Here is a 19748-nt window from a genome sequence, read left to right as displayed (position 1 = left end):
GGCCACTACACGCAGCGCCACTTCGTTGACTTGCCCGGTGGCCGACGACACTTCGCGGATCGAACCGTGAATGCGTTCCACGAAGCGGTTGAACGCGGTGCCGAGGACACCGAATTCGTCGTTGTTCACGATGGTCAGGCGTTTGGTCAGGTCGCCTTCGCCGTCGGCAATGTCCGCCATGGCGCGGGTCATCACGTGCAGCGGCTGAATCAGGATGCGGATCAGCATGCCCAGCAGAGCGATGATGATGGCCACGGCAATGACCGTCGCAACGACCGCCGAGGCGCGAAACTCGCTGAGCATCGAGAAGGCTTTGTCCTTGTCCACCGACAGACCGATGTACCAGTTGACTGAGGACAGCCCTTTGATCGGGGTAAAAGTCACGATCCGAGTCTTGCCGTCGACGTCGACTTCACTGAAGTCGCTGCTGATGCGCGGGGTGTTTCTCGGGTACGCCTCGCTCAGGGACTTCATCACCAGCGCTTTGTCCGGGTGGACCAGGATTTTTCCGTCGGCGCTGACCAGAAAGGCATAGCCCATGCCGTCGAAGTCCAGTGCGTTGAGGCTGTCGGTGATCACCTGCAAACTCAAGTCCCCCCCCACCACGCCGATGTTTTGTCCGTCCTTGAGTACGCTGTCAACGATGGAGATCACCAGCTGGCCAGAGGCGAGGTCGATGTAGGGCTCGGTCAGGGCAGAACCGCTGGTGCTTTGCGCGCTCTTGTACCAAGGGCGAGCACGAGGGTCATAACCGTCGGGCATCTTGCTGTCCGGGCGGATGATGAAAGTGCCATCTTTATTGCCCAGGTAGGCGCCCATAAAGGTCGACGACACGGCCTTCTGTTCCAGCAGGTTGGAGACATTGGCTGTATCTGCGTTCAAGGCAACGGTTTACGACAGGTTTTCGATCAGCAGACTGCGACCGGCCAGCCAGGTTTGAATGTTTTTTGCAGTGACGCTGCCCATTTCCTGCAAGTAGTTGTCCAGATCGCGGCGTATCGCATTGCGCTGCAAATAGTCGTTGTACAGCGTGAACGAGGCGAAGGCGGCAATGACGATGAGGGCGGCGGCCAGCAGGATTTTATGGCTGAAGCGCAGATTTTTGTTCATGGCTCGGGGTGTCCGCTAAGGTCTTATTGTTCGGGGCGCGTTGCTGCTAATGCGCGCAAAATGAGTGCGCAATGGAGCGAGTCGGTAATTCCTGCTCTCCGTAGGGGAATCTCGGACCTTGCTTTCAATTGGGTCTCTCGCTTATTTCTATCGGCCGCGAAGGATCAAAGATTAACCATGGGTGACAAAATGCCTGACTCATTACAACTCGTTATCGGTGCCGACCTTGCCGGGGAGCCGATTGCCCAGGCCATGCGTCTGGCGAACCGTCATGGCTTGATCGCGGGCGCTACCGGGACGGGCAAAACGGTCACCTTGCAACGGATGGCCGAAGCATTCAGCGATGCCGGCGTGGCGGTGTTCGCCGCCGATATCAAGGGCGACCTGTGTGGCCTGGGCGCCGCCGGCAACCCTCAAGGCAAAATCGCCGAGCGGATCGCCGGGATGCCCTGGCTGAACCACACGCCACAAGCGTATCCGGTGACCCTGTGGGACATTCACGGTCAGTCCGGTCATCCATTGCGCACAACCTTGAGCGAAATGGGGCCGTTATTGATTGGCAGCCTGCTGGAGCTGACCGACAGTCAACAGTCGGCGCTGTACGCCGCGTTCAAGGTGGCGGACCGTGAAGGGCTGTTGTTGCTGGACCTCAAGGACCTGAAAGCGCTGCTCAATCACCTGCGTGACAACCCGGAATTACTGGGTGACGACGCCGCGCTGATGACCACCGGTTCCAGCCAGGCGCTGTTGCGGCGCCTGGCGACCCTGGAACAGCAGGGCGCCGAAGCGCTGTTCGGTGAGCCGGGGCTGCAACTCGAAGACATCCTGCAGCCGACCGCCGAGGGGCGCGGGCGCATTCACCTGCTCGATGCCAGCCGTCTGGTGCATGATGCGCCGAAGGTCTACGCGACATTCCTGTTATGGCTGCTGGCCGAATTGTTCGAGCAATTGCCAGAACGCGGCGATTCGGACAAACCGCTGCTGGCACTGTTTTTCGACGAGGCGCATTTGTTGTTCGCCGGTACGCCAAAGGCCTTGCAGGATCGTCTTGAGCAGGTGGTGCGGCTGATACGCTCGAAAGGCGTGGGCGTGTATTTCGTCACGCAATCGCCGGGCGACTTGCCGGATGAGGTGCTGGCCCAGCTCGGTCTGCGCGTTCAGCATGGCCTGCGCGCGTTCACCGCCAAGGAACAGAAATCCCTGCGAGCGGTGGCCGAAGGTTTCCGGCCGAACCCGGCGTTCGATGCCTTGTCGGTGCTGACCGAGCTTGGGATTGGCGAGGCGCTGGTCGGCACGTTGCAGGACAAGGGCACGCCGGAGATGGTTCAGCGGGTGTTGGTGGCACCGCCGCAATCGCGGATCGGGCCGCTGAGCGAGACTGAACGCACGGTGCTGATCGCCGGTTCGCCGTTTAAGGGGCGGTATGACAAACCCATCGATCGTGAATCGGCTTATGAAGTGTTGATGGGGCGCAAAGGGTTGGCGCCAGAACCTGACGCTGTTCCGGGCAAACCGGCAGCCGAAGAGCCAAGCTTCACCGACAGAGCCGGGGAATTCCTCGGCACCGCGGCGGGGCAGGCACTGAAATCAGCGATGCGCCAGGCGGCCAATCAATTGGGCCGACAGTTGGTGCGCGGTCTGATGGGCTCGTTGCTCGGCGGCAGCAAACGCCGCTGATTCATTGATCGTTCCCACGCTCTGCGTGGGAATGCAGCCAGGGACGCTCCGCGTCCCAAAGCGTGACGCAGAGCGTCACAAGAGGCATTCCCACGCAGAGCGTGGGAACGATCGGTAAGAAGGAGTCAGGTCTTGGGTTTGGCGTGCGCCGCCAGCCGTTCCAGCGCCGCCCGCAGATTCGGATCGCTGATCCCGTCGGCCGTGGCCTGAATGGTCGCGCCTGCATCGGTCGACAAACTGATGGTATGGCCAGCCGCCCCTTGCTGAACGGTTGGCGGCTGAACCTTGAACAGAATCCGCGTCAAACTGGCGAATTCGTCGAACATCTGTAATTGCCGTTGCAGGCGCTTTTGCTGATAACGCAGGCGAGTCGCCCAATGCCCGTCGGTCACGATCAGCAGCAAACTGCCCTCGCGCCACGACGCCACATGGCAATGCTCGCGGGCGGCGGGCTGCAATTGGCTTTCCAGCAGACGTTGTAAATGACCCAGGCGTTGAGCGTGGCCGAAGATGGCTTTCAGCGGTTTGGCTTCGCGAAGCAGGACGGCGGGTGCTCTGGCCGTAAGAGGGCGAAATGCCATGATCAGACACCTGAAGTAACAGAGCCGCCATGGTAGCAGAAAGCATCGGATGCACCCGAGCCATTGCTTTGCGAGCGCTTTACCCATTAAATCAACAAGTAACTTCTGTCGTGAATGGCTTGAAGTTGAGCAAAAAGCCCTTATTTTAAGTGAGCCCCGTCACAACGCTGTGCCGGCATCGTGGAACAACGCCACTTTCCTCACCACCGTTTCCGGGTAGAATGCTCGTTCGCATGCGGCCATGAGGGCTGCTCGGGCGACTCACGGGGCCGCCCTCCATCCCTTTAGTGTGGAAGATCCTGCCGATATGTTTGCGCCTTTGTTAAAGAAACTTTTTGGAAGCAAGAACGAGCGTGAAGTCAAACGCATGCTCAAGACGGTGCAACTCGTCAATGCCTTCGAAGAGCAAATGGTGGCCCTTTCGGACGATCAATTGCGTGCCAAGACAGATGAGTTCAAGGCCCGCATCGCCAAAGGGGAAACCCTCGACAAGCTGCTGCCAGAAGCCTTTGCGGTCGCCCGCGAAGCCGGTAAGCGCGTCATGGGTATGCGTCACTTCGATGTCCAGCTGATCGGCGGCATGACCTTGCATGAAGGCCAGATCGCGGAAATGCGCACTGGTGAAGGCAAGACCCTGGTGGCAACACTGGGCGTTTACCTCAACGCGCTGTCCGGCAAGGGCGTGCACGTTGTGACGGTGAACGACTACCTGGCCCGTCGTGACGCCAACTGGATGCGTCCGCTCTACGAATTCCTCGGCATGACGGTCGGCGTGGTCACACCATTCCAGCCGCCGGAAGAAAAGCGCGCTGCTTACGCCGCCGACATCACCTACGGCACCAACAACGAATTCGGTTTCGACTACCTGCGCGACAACATGGCGTTCAGCATGGAAGAAAAATTCCAGCGCGAACTCAATTTTGCCGTGATCGACGAAGTCGACTCCATCCTCATCGACGAAGCCCGTACCCCGCTGATCATTTCCGGTCAGGCCGAGGACAGCTCCAAGCTGTACATCGAGATCAACAAACTGATCCCGCAGCTTGAGTTGCACGTCGAGGAAGTTGAAGGCGAAGTCACCAAGGCCGGCCACTACACCGTCGACGAGAAGACCCGTCAGGTCGAGCTCAACGAAGCCGGTCACCAGTTCATCGAAGACATGCTGACCCGCGTTGGCTTGCTGGCTGAAGGCGAGAGCCTGTACTCGGCGCACAACCTCGGTCTGCTGACTCACGTCTATGCCGGTCTGCGTGCGCACAAACTGTTCAATCGCAACGTCGAATACATCGTGCAGGACGGTCAGGTCGTACTCGTCGACGAACACACCGGTCGTACCATGCCGGGTCGTCGTCTGTCCGAAGGCCTGCACCAGGCCATCGAAGCGAAGGAAGGGCTGAACATTCAGGCCGAAAGCCAGACGCTGGCTTCGACCACGTTCCAGAACTACTTCCGTCTGTACAACAAGCTGTCCGGCATGACCGGTACCGCTGACACCGAAGCGTTCGAATTCCACCAGATCTACGGTCTGTCGGTGATGGTTATCCCGCCGAACAAACCGCTGGCGCGTAAAGACTACAACGACCTGGTGTTCCTGACCGCCGAAGAGAAATACGCGGCGATCATCAACGACATCAAGGAATGCATGACCCAGGGCCGTCCGGTGCTGGTGGGTACTGCAACCATCGAAACTTCCGAGCACATGTCTGCGTTGCTGCAGAAGGAAGGCATCGAACACAAGGTTCTGAACGCCAAGTTCCACGAAAAAGAAGCCGAGATCATTGCCCAGGCCGGTCGCCCAGGCGCACTGACCATCGCCACCAACATGGCCGGTCGTGGTACCGACATCCTGTTGGGCGGTAACTGGGAAGTGGAAGTGGCAAGCCTGGAAAACCCGACCCCTGAGCAGATTGCCCAGATCAAGGCCGACTGGCAGAAACGTCACCAGCAAGTGCTCGAGTCGGGCGGTTTGCAGGTGATTGCTTCCGAACGTCACGAATCGCGCCGTATCGACAACCAGCTGCGTGGTCGTGCCGGTCGTCAGGGGGACGCCGGTTCCAGCCGTTTCTACCTGTCGCTGGAAGACAGCCTGATGCGCATCTTCGCCTCTGATCGGGTGAAGAACTTCATGAAGGCCCTGGGCATGCAGCCTGGCGAGGCGATCGAGCACCGCATGGTGACCAACGCCATCGAGAAGGCTCAGCGCAAGGTTGAAGGCCGCAACTTCGACATTCGCAAGCAACTGCTCGAGTTCGACGACGTCAACAACGAACAACGTAAAGTGATCTATCACATGCGTAACAGTTTGTTGGCCGCCGACAACATCGGTGAAACCATCGCCGACTTCCGTCAGGACGTGCTCAACGCCACTATCAGCGCACACATTCCACCACAATCGCTGCCTGAGCAGTGGGACGTGGCCGGTCTGGAAGCGGCGTTGCAGAGCGACTTCGGCGTGGCGCTGCCGATCCAGAAATGGCTCGACGAAGACGATCACCTGTACGAAGAAACCCTGCGCGAGAAGCTCATGACCGAGCTGATCGCCGCGTACAACGAGAAAGAAGACCAGGCCGGTGCCGAGGCACTGCGCACCTTCGAGAAGCAAATCGTTCTGCGCGTACTGGACGACCTGTGGAAAGACCACCTGTCGACTATGGATCACCTGCGTCACGGCATCCACTTGCGTGGTTATGCACAGAAGAACCCGAAGCAAGAGTACAAGCGCGAGTCCTTCACGCTGTTCTCCGAGCTGCTGGATTCGATCAAGCGCGACTCGATCCGTGTGCTGTCTCACGTTCAGGTTCGCCGCGAAGATCCGATCGAAGAAGAACAACGCCTGCGCCAGGAAGCCGAAGCGCTGGCTGCGCGCATGCAGTTCCAGCACGACGAAGCACCGGGGCTTGAGCAACCGGAGCTGCTGGGTGAAGAGGTCGATGTCGCCCTTGCCACCGCGCCGGTACGCAATGAACAGAAGCTGGGCCGTAACGAACTTTGCTACTGCGGCTCGGGCAAGAAGTTCAAGCATTGCCACGGGCAGATCCAGTAAAACCCGTTTCATACGCTGAAATACCCGCGCCGCGACCGGCTTATGCCGTCGCGGCGTTTTGCCATTTAAACCACCGTTCTTCCTGAAAGCGGTGCTGACATCATTTATTAAGGAGCGCATTCATGGCTGTTGGTCTTGGTCCGTTGCCAACGTTGCACCCGGTTGCCGGTTTTGAACTCGGTATCGCCTCGGCTGGCATCAAGCGCCCGGGGCGCAAGGATGTTGTGGTGATGCGCTGTGCCGAAGGCTCCACGGTCGCTGGCGTGTTCACCCTGAACGCCTTTTGCGCCGCTCCCGTGATCCTCGCCAAGCAGCGTGTGCAAGGTCCGGTGCGTTACCTGTTGACCAATACCGGCAATGCCAACGCCGGCACTGGCGAACCAGGCCTTGCCGCTGCCGAGCGCACCTGCGCCAAACTGGCTGAGCTGACCGGCGTCGACGCCAGCCTGGTGCTGCCGTACTCCACCGGTGTGATCGGCGAGCCGTTGCCGGTCGAGAAAATCGAAGGGGCCCTGCAAGCCGCCCTCGACGACCTGTCGGTCAATAACTGGGAAGCTGCCGCCACCGGCATCATGACCACCGACACCTTGCCAAAAGGTGCGAGCCGCCAGTTCCAGCATGACGGCGTGACCATCACCGTCACCGGTATCAGCAAAGGCGCGGGCATGATCCGCCCGAACATGGCGACCATGCTCGGTTACATCGCCACCGACGCCAAAGTCTCCCGCGACGTGCTGCAAAACCTGCTGCTGGACGGTGCCAACAAGTCGTTCAACCGCATCACCATCGACGGTGACACGTCGACCAACGACTGCTGCATGCTGATCGCCACCGGTCAGGCAGCACTGCCGGAAATCACTGAGGCCAGCGGTGATCTGTTCGCCAAGCTGAAACAGGCTGTATTTGAAGTGTGCATGGACGTGGCCCAGGCCATCGTTCGCGACGGCGAAGGCGCGACCAAGTTTGTCACCGTTGAAGTCAACGGAGGCGGCAATCATCAGGAATGCCTGGACGTCGGTTACACCGTGGCTCACTCGCCGCTGATCAAGACCGCACTGTTTGCCTCCGATCCGAACTGGGGCCGCATTCTGGCCGCCGTGGGTCGTGCCGGCGTACCGAACCTGGATGTGAGCAAGATCGACGTGTTCCTCGGTGAAGTGTGTATCGCCAGCCGTGGCGCTCGCGCATCGACCTACACCGAAGCCCAGGGCGCGGCCGTGATGCAGCAGGAAGAAATCACCATCCGTATCGAGCTGGGTCGCGGTGATTGCAGCGAAACCATCTGGACCACCGACCTGTCCCACGAATACGTGAAAATCAACGCCGAGTACCGCACCTAACCAACCGTTAGACCGAGTCGCTGCATTCGCGAGCAGGCTCGCTCCCACAGGGGATCTTCAGTGGACACAGGTTTTGTGCACAGCAGGATCAAATGTGGGAGCGAGCCTGCTCGCGAAAGCGGTCTGTCAGTCACTGCATAGACTGGCTTGTTCCCTCCACCAAAAGGTCCCGAACATGAGCTTGCACCTGATCATCGGCGACAAACTGCATTCCTCCTGGTCCCTGCGCGGCGCATTGGCCCTCGACCTGGCCGGCGCCCCCTACACCGAAGAACTGATCAAGCTGAACCAGCCGGATACGCGTGAGCGTCTGCTCAAGCACTCGCCGACTGCAAAAGTCCCATTGCTGAAAACCGAACACGGCACCATCGCCGACTCCCTGGCGATTGCCGAGTATCTGGCAGAGCAGTTCCCCGACGCCGGCCTCTGGCCCAAAGACACCGCCGCCCGCGCCCAGGCGCGATCGGCCTGCGCGCAGATGCACAGCGGTTTCTTCGCCATGCGCGGCAACATGCCATTCGACTTGAGTCACGACGCTGCGCTGTCGCCGGTACCGGCTGACGTCCAGGCTGACATCGAGCGCATGTTGGCGTTGTGGGCCGAGTGCCGGGCAGCCGCCACCGAAACCGGTCCGTTCCTGTTTGGCGGCGCGACCCTGGCGGATGCCTTCTTCGCACCGATCGCCGTACGCCTGCGCACCTATCAGGTGAGGCTGCCCGCAGCGGACGCGGCCTACGTCGAAACCATCTGCCAATGGCCAGCCTTCAAGGCTTGGCAGAAGGCAGGTCTGGAGGAGGTCGGGCAGTGAAGCGAGTACACGTAGCCGCCGCTGTCATTCGCGATGGCAGTGGCAAGATCCTCATTGCCCGCCGTGCCGACACCCAGCATCAGGGTGGTTTGTGGGAATTTCCCGGTGGCAAGGTCGAGGCCGACGAATCCGTTGAAACCGCCCTGGCTCGCGAGCTGCACGAAGAGTTGGGCATTGTGGTCAACGTGGCTCGCCCGCTGATCAAGGTGCGGCACGATTACCCGGACAAGCAAGTGTTACTGGACGTTTGGGAAGTGTCGGCCTTTACCGGCGAACCGCACGGCGCCGAAGGCCAACCGTTGGAATGGGTCGCGCCTCGGGATCTGCTGAGCTACGAGTTCCCGGCCGCCAACCAGCCGATTGTCGCGGCTGCACGGTTACCCGCGCAGTATTTGATTACCCCGGACGACCTGGAAACCCCAGCCTTGCTGCGCGGAATTCAAAAAGCCATTGCCGGCGGCATCAAGCTGATCCAGTTGCGGGCACCCAACGGCTACGATCCGAAGTACCGTGATCTGGCGGTGGACGCGGCGGGGCTGTGTGCGGGCAAGGCGCAGTTGATGATCAAGGGGCCGTTCGAGTGGCTGGGAGATTTCCCGTCGGCCGGTTGGCACATCACCTCCGCGCAGCTGCGCAAATACGCGGCGGCTGGCCGCCCGCTACCGGCGTCGCGCTGGCTGGCGGCGTCCTGCCATAACGCTGAAGAACTGGCGTTGGCCGAGGAGATGGGGGTAGATTTCGTGACCCTGTCACCGGTGCAACCGACCCTGACTCATCCGGGAGCTCAGCCGCTGGGTTGGGAACAGGCTCGCGCGTTGATCGAAGGTTTCAGCAAACCGGTGTTCTTGCTCGGAGGTGTTGGCCCGGCGGATCTTCAGAAAGCCTGGGAAGCGGGCGCACAAGGTGCGGCGGGGATCCGGGCGTTTTGGCCTGAGGCGTAGCACCCGATCGTTCCCACGCTCTGCGTGGGAATGCATCCCCGGACGCTCTGCGTCCGCTCTTGGGACGCGGAGCGTCCCTTGCTGCATTCCCACGCAGAGCGTGGGAACGATCAGTTAGAGGGTTTCGCCGCAGGCTGCCACAAAATCTCGGCAATCCCCTGCCGCTTGGCAATCAACCGTGCCACCACAAACAACAAGTCCGACAATCGATTGATATACGCCAACCCAACCCCGGCCAACGGTTCGACTGCATTCAAATGCTGACACCGCCGCTCGGCACTGCGCGCCAGACATCTGCACACATGAGCCTGGGCAATCAGCGCCGAGCCACCTGGCAAAATGAAATTCTCCAGCGGTCCCAGCTCTTCATTCCACACATCGATCGCGGCTTCCAGCCGTTCGACTTCTGCCGTGTTCAGTGCTTGATACACCGGCATCGCCAACTCACCGCCCAAGTCGAACAACCGATGCTGGCAAGGCGCCAAAACCTCGATGACTTCGTTCAAGCCCGGATACTCGCCACTTTCCGCCGCCAACCCGGCCAATAGCACACCCACCTGACTGTTCAGCGTATCGACCTCGCCAATGGCTTCGATCCGCGGATGGTCCTTTGGCACCCGGCGGCCATCGCCGAGCCCGGTTTCGCCTTTGTCGCCAGTGCGGGTGTAAATCTTCGACAAACGAAAACCCATGGTTACCTCGACAGCTGATTGAGTTCTTGAGAGACCACCGGCGTGCCCGACAACGGCAGGCGCAAGGTGAAACAGGTGCCTTGGCCCGGCGTCGATTGCACTTCCATCTGGCCTTTGTGGTTGTTGGTGATGATGAAATACGAGACCGACAGGCCAAGGCCTGTGCCCTGACCGATTTCCTTGGTGGTGAAGAACGGTTCGAAAGTGCGTTTGCGCACGCTCTCGCTCATGCCGATGCCGTTGTCCTCCACCTGGATTTCCGCCCAGGGTGGATTCAGTTTGGTACGCAGAATGATCCGTCCCGGCTCGCGGTCGTCTTCACGCTGGTGAATCGCCTGAGCGGCGTTTTTCAACAGGTTGAGCAGTACTTGCTCCAATTCGTTGGCGGTCCCGGGTACCGGGCCCAACGCTGGATCGAACTGACGAATGATCGCCTGGCCCTTGAAGTCGAAACCGATCGCCAGGTCGAAGTCGTTGCTGGCGATTTCCACTGCCTGATCGATCAACGCCGGCAGGTCGCAGGGGGCCATTTGCCGGGTACTGCGACGGCTGAAACTGAGCATGTGCGTGACAATTTTTGCCGCCCGGGCGCCCGCCTGTTGAATGCCGTCGAGCAACTGCGGCACTTCCCGCGCTTGCAGGTATTTGTTGACCGTTTCCAGCGTGACCCCGATTTGCTCGGCTTGCTCGAGATTCTTCGGCAGCTCAGGCGAAAGGCGTCGGCGAATGTTTTGCACGTTGTGCAGGATCGCGCCTAACGGGTTGTTGATCTCATGAGCCATGCCCGCGGCGAGGCCGCCGACCGAGAGCATTTTTTCCGACTGCACCATCATTTCTTCCAGCGACAGACGTTGAGTGATGTCGTCGATCCGGATCACCACACCGCGCCCGGCGCCACCCATCAGCGGGTAGAACGTCAGGGCGTAATGCCTGGGTTCTTCGTCCTTGAACCAGGTGACACGTTCGATCTTGGCCACCGTATGCTGCTCGACGGTTTGCTTGAGTTGCGGCAGAAACGGCTTGAGTGGTTCGAAGGCCAGGAAGATCGGCTGGTTCAAGGCCTCGTCGAGGCGCGTGCCGGAGAGGGCGCTGGCCTCCTGATTCCACTGCGTCACATAGAGCTGTTCATCAAGGGCGATCAGCGCCGAGGGCATGGAGTCGATGATGCTGTTGAGGTAGTTCTGGAAACCGGTGAGCTTCTTCTCGATCTTGCTGCGCACCTGAACTTCGAGTTCCAGCTTGCGATTGGTATGACGGGTTTCTTCGGCCAGGCCCTGAGCCTGATCATAGGCCGCCTGGGAATCGTCCCGGGCGCGCTTGAGTTGCTGCTCCCGGGCTTCGATCCGCGAGAGCATGGTGTTGAACGCTTCGGCGAGGCTGCCGATTTCATCATGGTTGCCGCGGGAGGCGCGCAGGGCGTAGTTCTCTTCCCGGGTTACTTGCCGGGACAACTCTTCGAGTTGGTGAATCGGCTGGGTGATCAGGCGCTTGATTTGTCGGGCAATCACCAGCCACAACAGCACACTGAAGATCAGAATCCCGAGACTCGCGGTCAGGGTCCCGGTGTAGAACGCCATCGGCAGTTCGCTGCTGGCGACCAGTAACAGGTGGCCAGGCGCGGTGCCAGGGCGGGGCAGGGTGATGATTTGATTGCTGCGAAACTCCGTGGCTTGCCAGGCTTCAATGTGCCGAAAACGCGTTGGCAGGTTCAGCTTCTCGCCATGCTGCAACTGCGCCAGGCGCTCGCCCTTGCCGTCGTAAAGAGCCGCCGCACGCAGCGGTGAATAGCTGTTGAGTTCATTGAGCAGGCGTTCGGCGCTTTGCGGTGACTGCAAGGCTTCGGACACCAGGCTGGGGTTGGACACCAGGCGGCCGATGGTCTGCAAGGCCTGAGGTGCCATGCTTTCCTGGGAGATGTAGTACGCAGCGCTGATAAAGGTCAGGTTGGCGACCAGCAGGACGGTGGTCAACAGCACCAGCAGGGCGGCCAGCAATTTCTGGCCGACCGGAAGGTTTTCAAGGCGCTGGCGCAATGGCATCTGGTTCATCGCTGAAAAGGAACAAGTGGCCAGCGTAGCCGCTGCTCAGTCGCTGGGCAATCCAAGGCTGTGCAGATGGGTGATCAATCTTTGTTCAAGTTGATTGAGGTGCGGCAGGTTCAACTGATGTCTCGCGGCGACTTTGCAGGCATGACCCAATAGATAGCTGATCTCGGTGCGGCGCTGGTTCGCGACGTCCTGGTACATCGAAGAGTAATTGGCGGCGGTCGCTTGAATCACCCGCTCGACTTCCTGTTGAAGGTCTTCGGCGGCGGCTGGCTGGCCGCACCGCTCAAGCAACTCGGTCAATTCGACGCAAAGGGTGGCGACTTCGCAGTGGTGTTCCTGCAAACCGCCATTACGGCAATCGTGCAGCACGGTCAGCGGATTGATCGCACAGTTGAGCGCCAGTTTTCGCCACAGCCGGGTCAGAATATCGGTGCTCCATTCGTGGGGAATGCCGGCGATGCTCAGGTCATCCAGCCAGATCGGCGCCACGGGATGCCCTGCATCCCCTAGCCAGGTGTAACCGTGGCCGGCGAAGATCACGCGCCAGTCGCCATCGCGAAAGGCACCCTCGGTGCTCGACGCGTAAATGCAGCGGGCTTGCGGTACCTGCGTGGCGACAGCGTCCTGGCTGCCAAGACCATTCTGCAACAGGATCAGCTCGGCGTCGGGGGCCAGGCGGGGTGCCAGTTGGGCCACGGCTGCCTCGGCATCGTAGGCTTTACAGGCCACCAGCAAGCGGTGGATCGGTTCAGGGTGGTCGGGTGTCTCGGCGGGCACCGGATAGCACTTCGCTTCACCATGTTCGACCAGCGTCAGCCCACCCGCCGCCTGATACGCCGCTAAGCGGGCAGCGTCCCGCAGGATCAGCTTGACCGGCACGTCGGCCCGCGCCAGTCGAGTCGCCCATAAGGTGCCAAGGCTGCCGGCGCCAAGAACATGCCAGGTGGTGGACATCAGCTTTTTGCTCTGTTTATCGCGCGCATGGGTGGCTCGCAGTGAATGATGGGAAAGACCCGTTATAATCAGCGCGGATTTTAACCGCAAGCCAGGCGTGCTCCATCGTGATCGAGCATGCCCTTTTATTGGAGAGATTACATGCCGTCGTTCGACGTGGTATCCGAACTGGACAAACACGAAGTCACCAACGCGGTCGAGAACGCCGTCAAGGAACTCGATCGTCGTTATGACCTGAAAGGCAAAGGCACCTTCGAGTTCAAGGAAAAGGACCTGACCGTCAACCTGACCGCTGAAGCCGATTTCCAGCTCGAAGCGATGATTGAGATCCTCAAGCTGGCCCTGGTCAAGCGCAAAATCGACGTGCAGTGCCTTGAAGTCAAGGATGCCTATGCGTCGGGCAAGCTGATGAAGCAGGAAGCAGTCCTCAAGGAAGGCATCGACAAAGAGCTGGCGAAGAAAATCGTCGCTCATGTCAAAGACGCCAAACTCAAGGTTCAGGCTGCCATTCAAGGCGAGCAAGTGCGCATTACCGGCAAGAAACGTGACGATTTGCAGGAAGCCATCGCGGCCCTGCGCGCCAAGACGTTCGATATGCCGCTGCAGTTCAACAACTTCCGCGACTGACCTTTCAGGCGGAAACCCTGTGGGAGCGAGCTTGCTCGCGAAGAAGGGCGTATCAGTCGACATCACTGTTGAATGACACCCCGCTTTCGCGAGCAGGCTCGCTCCCACCGGGATTGTGCTTAACCCAGGAGAATATAGATGGATTTGAATACTGAAGTGGACAACCTGGTCAAGGCGTCTCAAGCCTGGATTCCAATGATCATGGAATACGGCAGCCGCGTGCTGCTGGCGGTGCTTACCTTGGCCATCGGTTGGTGGCTGATCAACAAGGTCACGCAAAAGCTCGGTGGCCTGTTGGCGCTGCGTAACGCCGACCTCGCCCTGCAAGGCTTCATCAGCAGCCTGGCGAACATTATTCTCAAGGTTCTGCTGATCGTCAGCGTCGCCTCGATGATCGGCGTGGAAACCACTTCGTTCGTCGCCGCCATCGGTGCGGCCGGTCTGGCCATCGGTTTGGCCTTGCAGGGCAGCCTGGCGAACTTCGCCGGTGGTGTGCTGATTCTGTTGTTCCGCCCGTTCCGCATTGGTGATTGGATCGAAGCCCAAGGTGTTGCCGGCACTGTCGACAGCATCCAGATCTTCCACACTGTGTTGCGTACCGGCGATAACAAAACCATCATCATGCCGAACGGCAACCTGTCGAACGGCATCATCACCAATACCAACCGTCAACCGACCCGTAAAATTGTGTTTGATGTGGGCGTTGATTACCAAGCGGACTTGCAGCAAGCCCGTCAGGTCTTGCTGGACCTGGCCAACGATGAGCGTGTTTTGGCTGACCCGGAACCTCAGGCAGTGATTTCTACCCTGGGCGACAGTTCGATTACTGTTTCCCTGCGAGTGTGGGTGAAGACTGCGGATTATTGGGATGTGCTGTTCATGTTCAACGAACACTCCCGTGATCGTTTGAAAGCAGCTGGTATCGATATCCCGTTTCCACAGCGGGTGATTCGGGTGGTTCAGGAATCAGCGGTGCAGTGATTGATCCTTCGAACAATGCCTGACTGTTGGGTCAGGCATGTTCTGGAAAAAGTCGATCATTTAAATGCTGAGTTGTAGCCAATAAAAAAGGCCCATCCGAAGATGGGCCTTTTGTTTGTTACCGCAAATTAACTGCTTGCGATTACAAGATCGACAGCGGGTAGTCAACGATCAGACGGAACTCTTTGATATCGCCTTCACCTTGGTCGCTGTTAGCGAAGTGCCATGCCTGACGGATACGGAAGGACAGGTCTTTCGCTGGGCCGTTCTGTACAACGTACTTGGCTTCGAAGTTGGTTTCGTTGTGCTTGCCGTCTGCACCGTACATACCAGCGTAAGCGCTGTTTGTTGGAGTGTTGGTGCCGTCGATGTCCCAACCTTTTACGTAACGGGTCATGAAGCTCAGACCAGGAACGCCGTATTCAGCCATTTTCAGGTCGTAACGGATTTGTGCCGATTTCTCGTTAGGACCGTTGAAGTCGGAGTACTGGATGGAGTTGGCGAGGAAAATCGAGTCGCCACCACGGTTGTTTTTGCCCACCCCGATGTAGTCGAACGGAGTATCACCGTTGACCTTCTGGAAGCCCAGGGTGATGGTGTGCGCCTTCAGGAACGAGTAAGCCGCGGCCAGCGAGTAGGTGGTGTTGCTGATATCGCCTACTTTAGCGTCACCGGTGTCTTGGGTGTTGTAGATGTTACCGTCGAAGTTGATCGACTGACTGTCAGTCAGCGGAAGGGTGTAGTTCAAATTCGCGTAGTACTGGTTCCAGATGTCTTCGAGCTTGGCACCATAAAGCGAGGCGCTCAGGTTGTCAGTGAAACCATACTTGCCGCCGAAATAGTCGATCTTGTTGGCTTCTTCACCATCGCTGAAGTTCGCATAGGTTGCGTACAGGCCGCCATCGCTGGCGTTCTTGTCCTGGCTGGAAGCCGAGTAGAAGTGACCAGCTTCGAGGTCGAGGTCTTTGATTTCGCTGCTTTGCAGTTGGATACCGCTGGCAGTTTGAGGAAGGATGCGGGAGCCACCAACAGCGAACACTGGAGCAGTGCTTGGCTGCATCTCACCGACTTTCAGCTCGGTTTTGGATACGCGGAATTTAACGGCGCCGCCGGCTTTGCCCTGGCTGTCGTTGACTTCGCGATAACCGCTGGCATTTCGGGTGTCGCTACGGCTCATGTTGCCGGTGCCGCCGGTGCCATCGCCACCGTCCAGCTTGATTGCCAGGTAACCGAACGCATCGACGCCGACGCCGATCAGGCCCTGAGTGTAACCGGAGCTGTAGTTGCCCCAAAGACCTTGGGTCCAGTCTTTCTGGTCGTTGGCGCCATCTTTGTTATCACGGTTGAAGTAGTAGTTGCGAACCAGCAAGTTCAACGAGCTGTCTTCAACAAAACCTTTGGCTTCAGCCTGGTCACTTACAAAAGGTGCGGCCGTAGCCATTTGAGTACTGGCTGCTGCTGCAACTGCCAGTGCGATCATGCTCCACTTCATCACGCGCATCGTGATTTGCTCCTTTGGTTTTAGAAGAGTACTGCCGTCCCACCTGATTTATTATCTGGGCGGCTCTTTCTTTTTGTGTCGGCGCAAACTTATATCACGCCGACCATGTTGGCGATACTTGCGCATCTAACCTTTCAGCTTCTTTACGACCCTGTCGCAAACAGCTTGGTAGATGTCGCAAATTTACAGCCCCGACGCAAGCGGACTGACAACTTTTAGCGTTGTTTTCCAGGACCTGAGCATCGGTAAAAAGAGTCCCTGGGTGAAACGCTTGAATCTCCATCGGGCAACCCTGCCGCTGTTTTTATTTGCCTTAAGGCGTCCACTTCCAGCGGACGCTTTAAAGGCGATGTGGGTGTGAATGCAACAAACGTGCACAAATCAGAATCCTGACGGTTTTTTTTCTGAAAGCCTGCCTGTCGCTGTAAAAACCTCATAAAACCGGGGTGTTCATCCATATTTTGTTTGGGCTTGACGCCATGGTTTGCGTCGTGTTGCACCCTTGTGGCCGACTGCATGACAACCCAAAACGTTACCGGTTCACCCCACCAGTGAGTAAATGGCGGATGCCTGACCGACTCAGCGTAGACGCGCTGTGCGGTTTTGGTGCAAAAAATTTTAATCACTGTACCGAATTCATACAGTGCGGTCGTTTGGCAACATTGAACGGGTCGTTGTTTATCAGTCAGTTCGGCGTTTTTTGTGTGGTTGCTGGTTCTGTAATGGTGCGTCCTGATCGAAAACGATTCATGTCGGGGCGCGTGGCTGGTCGTTTGTGCTTTCTCGGGTTGGCTTCGGCCATGGTTCGTCGTGAAGCCGGCGGCGTTCGCAGGTATGCTGCCGTCCTGTCGCTTGGTGCGCCGTCTCTCGGAATGGACGCTAAGCTGAAATTGATGACCAGGCGGGAGTGCGCGCAGTGTTCGTTCTAGATCCACGGCTTCAACAAGACACGTTACCGATCGGGGATTTCCCACTCTGCCGGTTGCTGCTGTCCAATGATTCGAACTACCCCTGGTTCATTCTGGTGCCGCGACGCGAGGATATCAGTGAGATATTTCAGTTGGATGTCGCAGATCAACAGCAGCTGTGGCAGGAAACGACCGCACTGGCGGAAATGCTCAAGGACTCGTTCGACGCGGACAAATTGAATGTCGCGGCCCTGGGTAACGTCGTCAGTCAGTTGCACATGCATGTGATAGTGCGCAAGCGTGAAGACGCCGCCTGGCCGGCACCGGTCTGGGGTAAACACCCGGCCAAACCTTATGGTTCGGAGCAGATCGCGTTGATACGCGAACGGTTGCGCCTGGTATTGACCGATGATTTTACGTTTCTGGAGGGTTGAATCATGAGCCTGGAAGAACGCGTTACCGATCTGGAGAGCCAACTGGCGTTTCAGGATGACACCATCCAGGCACTGAGCGATGTGCTGGCGACGCAGCAGCGTGCAGTGGAGCGCTTGCAGCTGCAAATGGCCGCATTGCTCAAGCGGCAAGAAGAAATGGCCGGTCAGTTCGAGACGTTCGAAGAAGAGGCGCCACCACCGCATTACTAGACGGCACGCAATAAAAAACCGCGAACAGCCTGGCTGTTCGCGGTTTTTTTTTAGCCTTGGATCAGCGACGCGGCAGTGCGGCGATCACATCTTCGGCTTGCAGGCCCTTGTCGCGGTTCATGACGGAGAACTCCACACGCTGGCCTTCGACCAGGACGCGGTGACCTTCGCCACGAATGGCCCGGAAATGCACGAAAATATCATCGCCGGAATCACGGGAAATAAAGCCGAAGCCTTTGGATGTGTTGAACCACTTTACGGTACCGGTATCGCGGTTGCTCATGTCATAGCTTGGCGAGGCGGCGGCCGGTGAAGATTTGTAGAAGCTGATGGCCAGGTGCAGAAGAACGGCAATCAGGGCAGCGACCAGGCTGAACAGAACGGCAGGTTGACCGGCAATGACAGGCATTGGCGCGAGCAGCGTCAGGGTTTGCAGGACGACGGCCAGAACCAGCAGGGCGCTGACCAGGTTTTGCAATTGATGACGCGGGCCTTTGTTCCAGTAAGGGATAACAGGAGCGAGGGTGAGGTTGAGCAGGCCGAAAAAGGCCAGGTACAGCGCATCAGGTTGTTGCAGGTAAGGTACGGCTTCGGATCGCAGGCTAGGGATGAAGGACAGCAGCAAGGCTGCTGCGCCCATTAGCAGGTGGACAATTTTCAACATTTTGAGTAACTCACGTTAAGACGGATCACAAGGAAGAGCTGATTGAGCACGGTTCGCTTCAGAACAATAGGAGGCGTTGGACACGTACCCGGTATCAGCCTATGCGCAGCCCCCGGAAAATAGGCGGTAGCGACACACTACCTATTTAACAGCAAAGCCTGCGGCTACTCAAATCAGGCAGTCCAGCGGTGCTCTGAGAGTCGATTTGTCGCAGGTGACCGTCGCGCATGCCCGTCCATAAGAAAACTATGTAGGTGCTGCGGTCTGCTGTCTCTTTAAATCCCTTATGCGCTAGTCAAATGGCGTCTGACTATGTAGGAAAACGTCCGGCCTAGGACGGTCTCCATGATCGCCCTTCAATTGTTGGCTTCTCCTACGTTGATGGTCATAAAGTCATCTGGATATACCTATGCGCCTGCGCTTCTATAGGGCAACAGATATTGCTCTTAAAGAAGGCAAGGATGGCTAAGGAGTGTCAACGAAATGGATGACGAAGACAGGAGAAGCGAGGGGCAGGTCGGTCCGGTCAAGGAGATAAGGATCGATCCATTTGTCAGCGAATTTGATATGGGCCTGGCCCAGCCTTTATCCCGATCAGTGCGGTTGAATGGTTTCGCCACCTGCTTGCGACTTGAACAGGTGTACTGGGATATTTTGAATGATATGGCCAAGGTCAACTGCTGTTCCGTCAGTGCGCTGTTGTCCCATGTGGACCGCGAGGTGCATTTGCGTCACGGCGGGGTCAAGAATTTCACCGGGCTGGTGCGGGTTGTGTGCGTCGTGCACAGCCTGAAGGAAGGTGGCTGCATCGCCATGCCTTGACCACAGGGGTGAATGAATAGAGTGTCGGTCTGTGCAGTCTTACGGCTGCACAGGCTGCATTTAATGGATATAATCCCGCTCTTTGCCGCAAAACCCAGCGTGTGCGGTAGCAATCTGATCGCCGAGACAACCCCCATGCCGATGTACGACTATCAATGTGCTTCCTGTGGTCATCAGTTGGAAGCCATTCAAAAGATCAGCGCAGCACCGCTGGTCGACTGCCCTGCCTGCCAGGCGCCAGAGCTTAAGAAGATGCTGTCCATGCCGGGCTTCCGCCTTAGCGGCACCGGCTGGTACGAAACCGATTTCAAGACCGGTTCCAAGAAGAATCTGGCCGGCGGCGACAAAGCTGACTAGGGTCTTGAGCCTGAGTTGAACGACACGAGCGAGCTCTTGCATCATCTGGC

At 58.3% G+C, this 19748-nt stretch carries 18 protein-coding genes and 1 pseudogene; 11 read left to right on the top strand and 8 right to left on the bottom strand.

Going from position 1 to position 19748, the window contains the following annotated elements:
- Positions 1-78 precede the first annotated feature (78 nt).
- A pseudogene (locus BLW70_RS31675) lies at positions 79-819 on the bottom strand (HAMP domain-containing protein); the annotation flags it as partial.
- Positions 820-891: 72 nt separating this feature from the next.
- Positions 892-1110: a hypothetical protein gene (locus tag BLW70_RS31620; RefSeq protein WP_413037957.1), complete on the bottom strand. Its 219-nt coding sequence runs from the start codon at positions 1108-1110 to the stop codon at positions 892-894.
- Between the two features lie 189 nt (positions 1111-1299).
- On the opposite strand from BLW70_RS31620, the gene BLW70_RS27790 reads away from it, so the two are divergent.
- Positions 1300-2787, top strand: a complete 1488-nt coding sequence (locus BLW70_RS27790) for a helicase HerA-like domain-containing protein (RefSeq protein ID WP_074880840.1) — start codon at positions 1300-1302, stop codon at positions 2785-2787.
- Between the two features lie 125 nt (positions 2788-2912).
- On the opposite strand, the gene BLW70_RS27780 is transcribed toward BLW70_RS27790, so the two are convergent.
- The gene (locus BLW70_RS27780) at positions 2913-3368 is read right to left on the bottom strand and encodes a DUF721 domain-containing protein (RefSeq protein WP_008147416.1); all 456 of its coding nucleotides are present in this window, start codon (positions 3366-3368) and stop codon (positions 2913-2915) included.
- A 307-nt stretch (positions 3369-3675) separates the two neighbouring features.
- On the opposite strand from BLW70_RS27780, the gene secA reads away from it, so the two are divergent.
- From secA to BLW70_RS27760, 4 genes are all read left to right on the top strand, one after another.
- Positions 3676-6411 carry a preprotein translocase subunit SecA gene (secA, locus tag BLW70_RS27775; RefSeq protein ID WP_074879505.1) on the top strand — a complete coding sequence of 912 codons (2736 nt, stop codon included), beginning with the start codon at positions 3676-3678 and terminating at the stop codon, positions 6409-6411.
- A 122-nt stretch (positions 6412-6533) separates the two neighbouring features.
- Complete coding sequence (argJ, locus tag BLW70_RS27770; protein ID WP_008147411.1) at positions 6534-7751, top strand: bifunctional glutamate N-acetyltransferase/amino-acid acetyltransferase ArgJ; 1218 nt, start codon at positions 6534-6536, stop codon at positions 7749-7751.
- A gap of 175 nt (positions 7752-7926) precedes the next feature.
- On the top strand, positions 7927-8559 hold the full coding sequence (locus tag BLW70_RS27765; RefSeq protein WP_074879502.1) for a glutathione S-transferase family protein: 633 nt from the start codon (positions 7927-7929) through the stop codon (positions 8557-8559).
- A complete protein-coding gene (locus BLW70_RS27760) occupies positions 8556-9500 on the top strand; it encodes a Nudix family hydrolase (protein ID WP_074879499.1) in 945 nt (314 codons plus the stop codon). The genes BLW70_RS27765 and BLW70_RS27760 overlap by 4 nt, the downstream gene beginning before the upstream one ends.
- 110 nt (positions 9501-9610) lie before the next feature.
- On the opposite strand, the gene BLW70_RS27755 is transcribed toward BLW70_RS27760, so the two are convergent.
- Genes BLW70_RS27755 through BLW70_RS27745 form a run of 3 tightly spaced genes read right to left on the bottom strand, consistent with a single transcriptional unit; the run spans position 9611 to position 13194 of the window.
- On the bottom strand, positions 9611-10192 hold the full coding sequence (locus BLW70_RS27755) for a cob(I)yrinic acid a,c-diamide adenosyltransferase (protein WP_074879497.1): 582 nt from the start codon (positions 10190-10192) through the stop codon (positions 9611-9613).
- Between the two features lie 2 nt (positions 10193-10194).
- Positions 10195-12231 carry a sensor histidine kinase gene (locus BLW70_RS27750; RefSeq protein WP_074879494.1) on the bottom strand — a complete coding sequence of 679 codons (2037 nt, stop codon included), beginning with the start codon at positions 12229-12231 and terminating at the stop codon, positions 10195-10197.
- A 45-nt stretch (positions 12232-12276) separates the two neighbouring features.
- On the bottom strand, positions 12277-13194 hold the full coding sequence (locus BLW70_RS27745; protein WP_074879490.1) for a putative 2-dehydropantoate 2-reductase: 918 nt from the start codon (positions 13192-13194) through the stop codon (positions 12277-12279).
- Between the two features lie 141 nt (positions 13195-13335).
- Between BLW70_RS27745 and BLW70_RS27740 the strand changes: the two genes are divergently transcribed.
- Complete coding sequence (locus tag BLW70_RS27740; RefSeq protein ID WP_007906601.1) at positions 13336-13821, top strand: YajQ family cyclic di-GMP-binding protein; 486 nt, start codon at positions 13336-13338, stop codon at positions 13819-13821.
- A 138-nt stretch (positions 13822-13959) separates the two neighbouring features.
- Positions 13960-14802, top strand: a complete 843-nt coding sequence (locus tag BLW70_RS27735) for a mechanosensitive ion channel family protein (protein ID WP_074879487.1) — start codon at positions 13960-13962, stop codon at positions 14800-14802.
- 142 nt (positions 14803-14944) lie between these two features.
- Here BLW70_RS27735 and BLW70_RS27730 read toward each other — a convergent pair whose 3' ends face one another.
- The gene (locus tag BLW70_RS27730; protein ID WP_074879484.1) at positions 14945-16303 is read right to left on the bottom strand and encodes an OprD family porin; all 1359 of its coding nucleotides are present in this window, start codon (positions 16301-16303) and stop codon (positions 14945-14947) included.
- 916 nt (positions 16304-17219) lie between these two features.
- Between BLW70_RS27730 and BLW70_RS27725 the strand changes: the two genes are divergently transcribed.
- On the top strand, positions 17220-17645 hold the full coding sequence (locus BLW70_RS27725) for an HIT domain-containing protein (RefSeq protein ID WP_074879481.1): 426 nt from the start codon (positions 17220-17222) through the stop codon (positions 17643-17645).
- Between the two features lie 3 nt (positions 17646-17648).
- Entirely contained in the window at positions 17649-17855 is a 207-nt protein-coding gene (locus tag BLW70_RS27720) for a SlyX family protein (RefSeq protein ID WP_008029236.1), read from the top strand.
- Between the two features lie 61 nt (positions 17856-17916).
- On the opposite strand, the gene BLW70_RS31375 is transcribed toward BLW70_RS27720, so the two are convergent.
- Entirely contained in the window at positions 17917-18519 is a 603-nt protein-coding gene (locus BLW70_RS31375) for a cold-shock protein (protein WP_074879478.1), read from the bottom strand.
- Positions 18520-19002: 483 nt separating this feature from the next.
- On the opposite strand from BLW70_RS31375, the gene BLW70_RS27710 reads away from it, so the two are divergent.
- Together BLW70_RS27710 and BLW70_RS27705 are read left to right on the top strand one after the other, a co-directional pair.
- Positions 19003-19341 carry a ribbon-helix-helix domain-containing protein gene (locus tag BLW70_RS27710; RefSeq protein WP_074879475.1) on the top strand — a complete coding sequence of 113 codons (339 nt, stop codon included), beginning with the start codon at positions 19003-19005 and terminating at the stop codon, positions 19339-19341.
- A gap of 135 nt (positions 19342-19476) precedes the next feature.
- On the top strand, positions 19477-19698 hold the full coding sequence (locus BLW70_RS27705; RefSeq protein WP_010457489.1) for an FmdB family zinc ribbon protein: 222 nt from the start codon (positions 19477-19479) through the stop codon (positions 19696-19698).
- The last annotated feature ends 50 nt before the right edge of the window (positions 19699-19748 follow it).

It is taken from the genome of Pseudomonas frederiksbergensis, from assembly GCF_900105495.1.
In the GTDB taxonomy this organism is placed as follows: Bacteria; Pseudomonadota; Gammaproteobacteria; order Pseudomonadales; family Pseudomonadaceae; genus Aquipseudomonas; species Aquipseudomonas frederiksbergensis.
Note: the sequence above shows the minus strand (reverse complement) of the source record. Positions and strands in the feature narration are given on the sequence as shown.

Coding starts and splice junctions, on each gene's coding strand:
- secA (WP_074879505.1), top strand. CDS start 3,676: ATGTTTGCGCCTTTGTTAAAGAAACTTTTTGGAAGCAAGAACGAGCGT.
- BLW70_RS27705 (WP_010457489.1), top strand. CDS start 19,477: ATGCCGATGTACGACTATCAATGTGCTTCCTGTGGTCATCAGTTGGAA.
- BLW70_RS31375 (WP_074879478.1), bottom strand. CDS start 18,519: ATGTTGAAAATTGTCCACCTGCTAATGGGCGCAGCAGCCTTGCTGCTG.
- BLW70_RS27750 (WP_074879494.1), bottom strand. CDS start 12,231: ATGCCATTGCGCCAGCGCCTTGAAAACCTTCCGGTCGGCCAGAAATTG.
- BLW70_RS27735 (WP_074879487.1), top strand. CDS start 13,960: ATGGATTTGAATACTGAAGTGGACAACCTGGTCAAGGCGTCTCAAGCC.
- BLW70_RS27730 (WP_074879484.1), bottom strand. CDS start 16,303: ATGCGCGTGATGAAGTGGAGCATGATCGCACTGGCAGTTGCAGCAGCA.
- BLW70_RS31620 (WP_413037957.1), bottom strand. CDS start 1,110: ATGAACAAAAATCTGCGCTTCAGCCATAAAATCCTGCTGGCCGCCGCC.
- BLW70_RS27780 (WP_008147416.1), bottom strand. CDS start 3,368: ATGGCATTTCGCCCTCTTACGGCCAGAGCACCCGCCGTCCTGCTTCGC.
- BLW70_RS27710 (WP_074879475.1), top strand. CDS start 19,003: ATGGATGACGAAGACAGGAGAAGCGAGGGGCAGGTCGGTCCGGTCAAG.
- argJ (WP_008147411.1), top strand. CDS start 6,534: ATGGCTGTTGGTCTTGGTCCGTTGCCAACGTTGCACCCGGTTGCCGGT.
- BLW70_RS27740 (WP_007906601.1), top strand. CDS start 13,336: ATGCCGTCGTTCGACGTGGTATCCGAACTGGACAAACACGAAGTCACC.
- BLW70_RS27765 (WP_074879502.1), top strand. CDS start 7,927: ATGAGCTTGCACCTGATCATCGGCGACAAACTGCATTCCTCCTGGTCC.
- BLW70_RS27745 (WP_074879490.1), bottom strand. CDS start 13,194: ATGTCCACCACCTGGCATGTTCTTGGCGCCGGCAGCCTTGGCACCTTA.
- BLW70_RS27755 (WP_074879497.1), bottom strand. CDS start 10,192: ATGGGTTTTCGTTTGTCGAAGATTTACACCCGCACTGGCGACAAAGGC.
- BLW70_RS27790 (WP_074880840.1), top strand. CDS start 1,300: ATGCCTGACTCATTACAACTCGTTATCGGTGCCGACCTTGCCGGGGAG.
- BLW70_RS27720 (WP_008029236.1), top strand. CDS start 17,649: ATGAGCCTGGAAGAACGCGTTACCGATCTGGAGAGCCAACTGGCGTTT.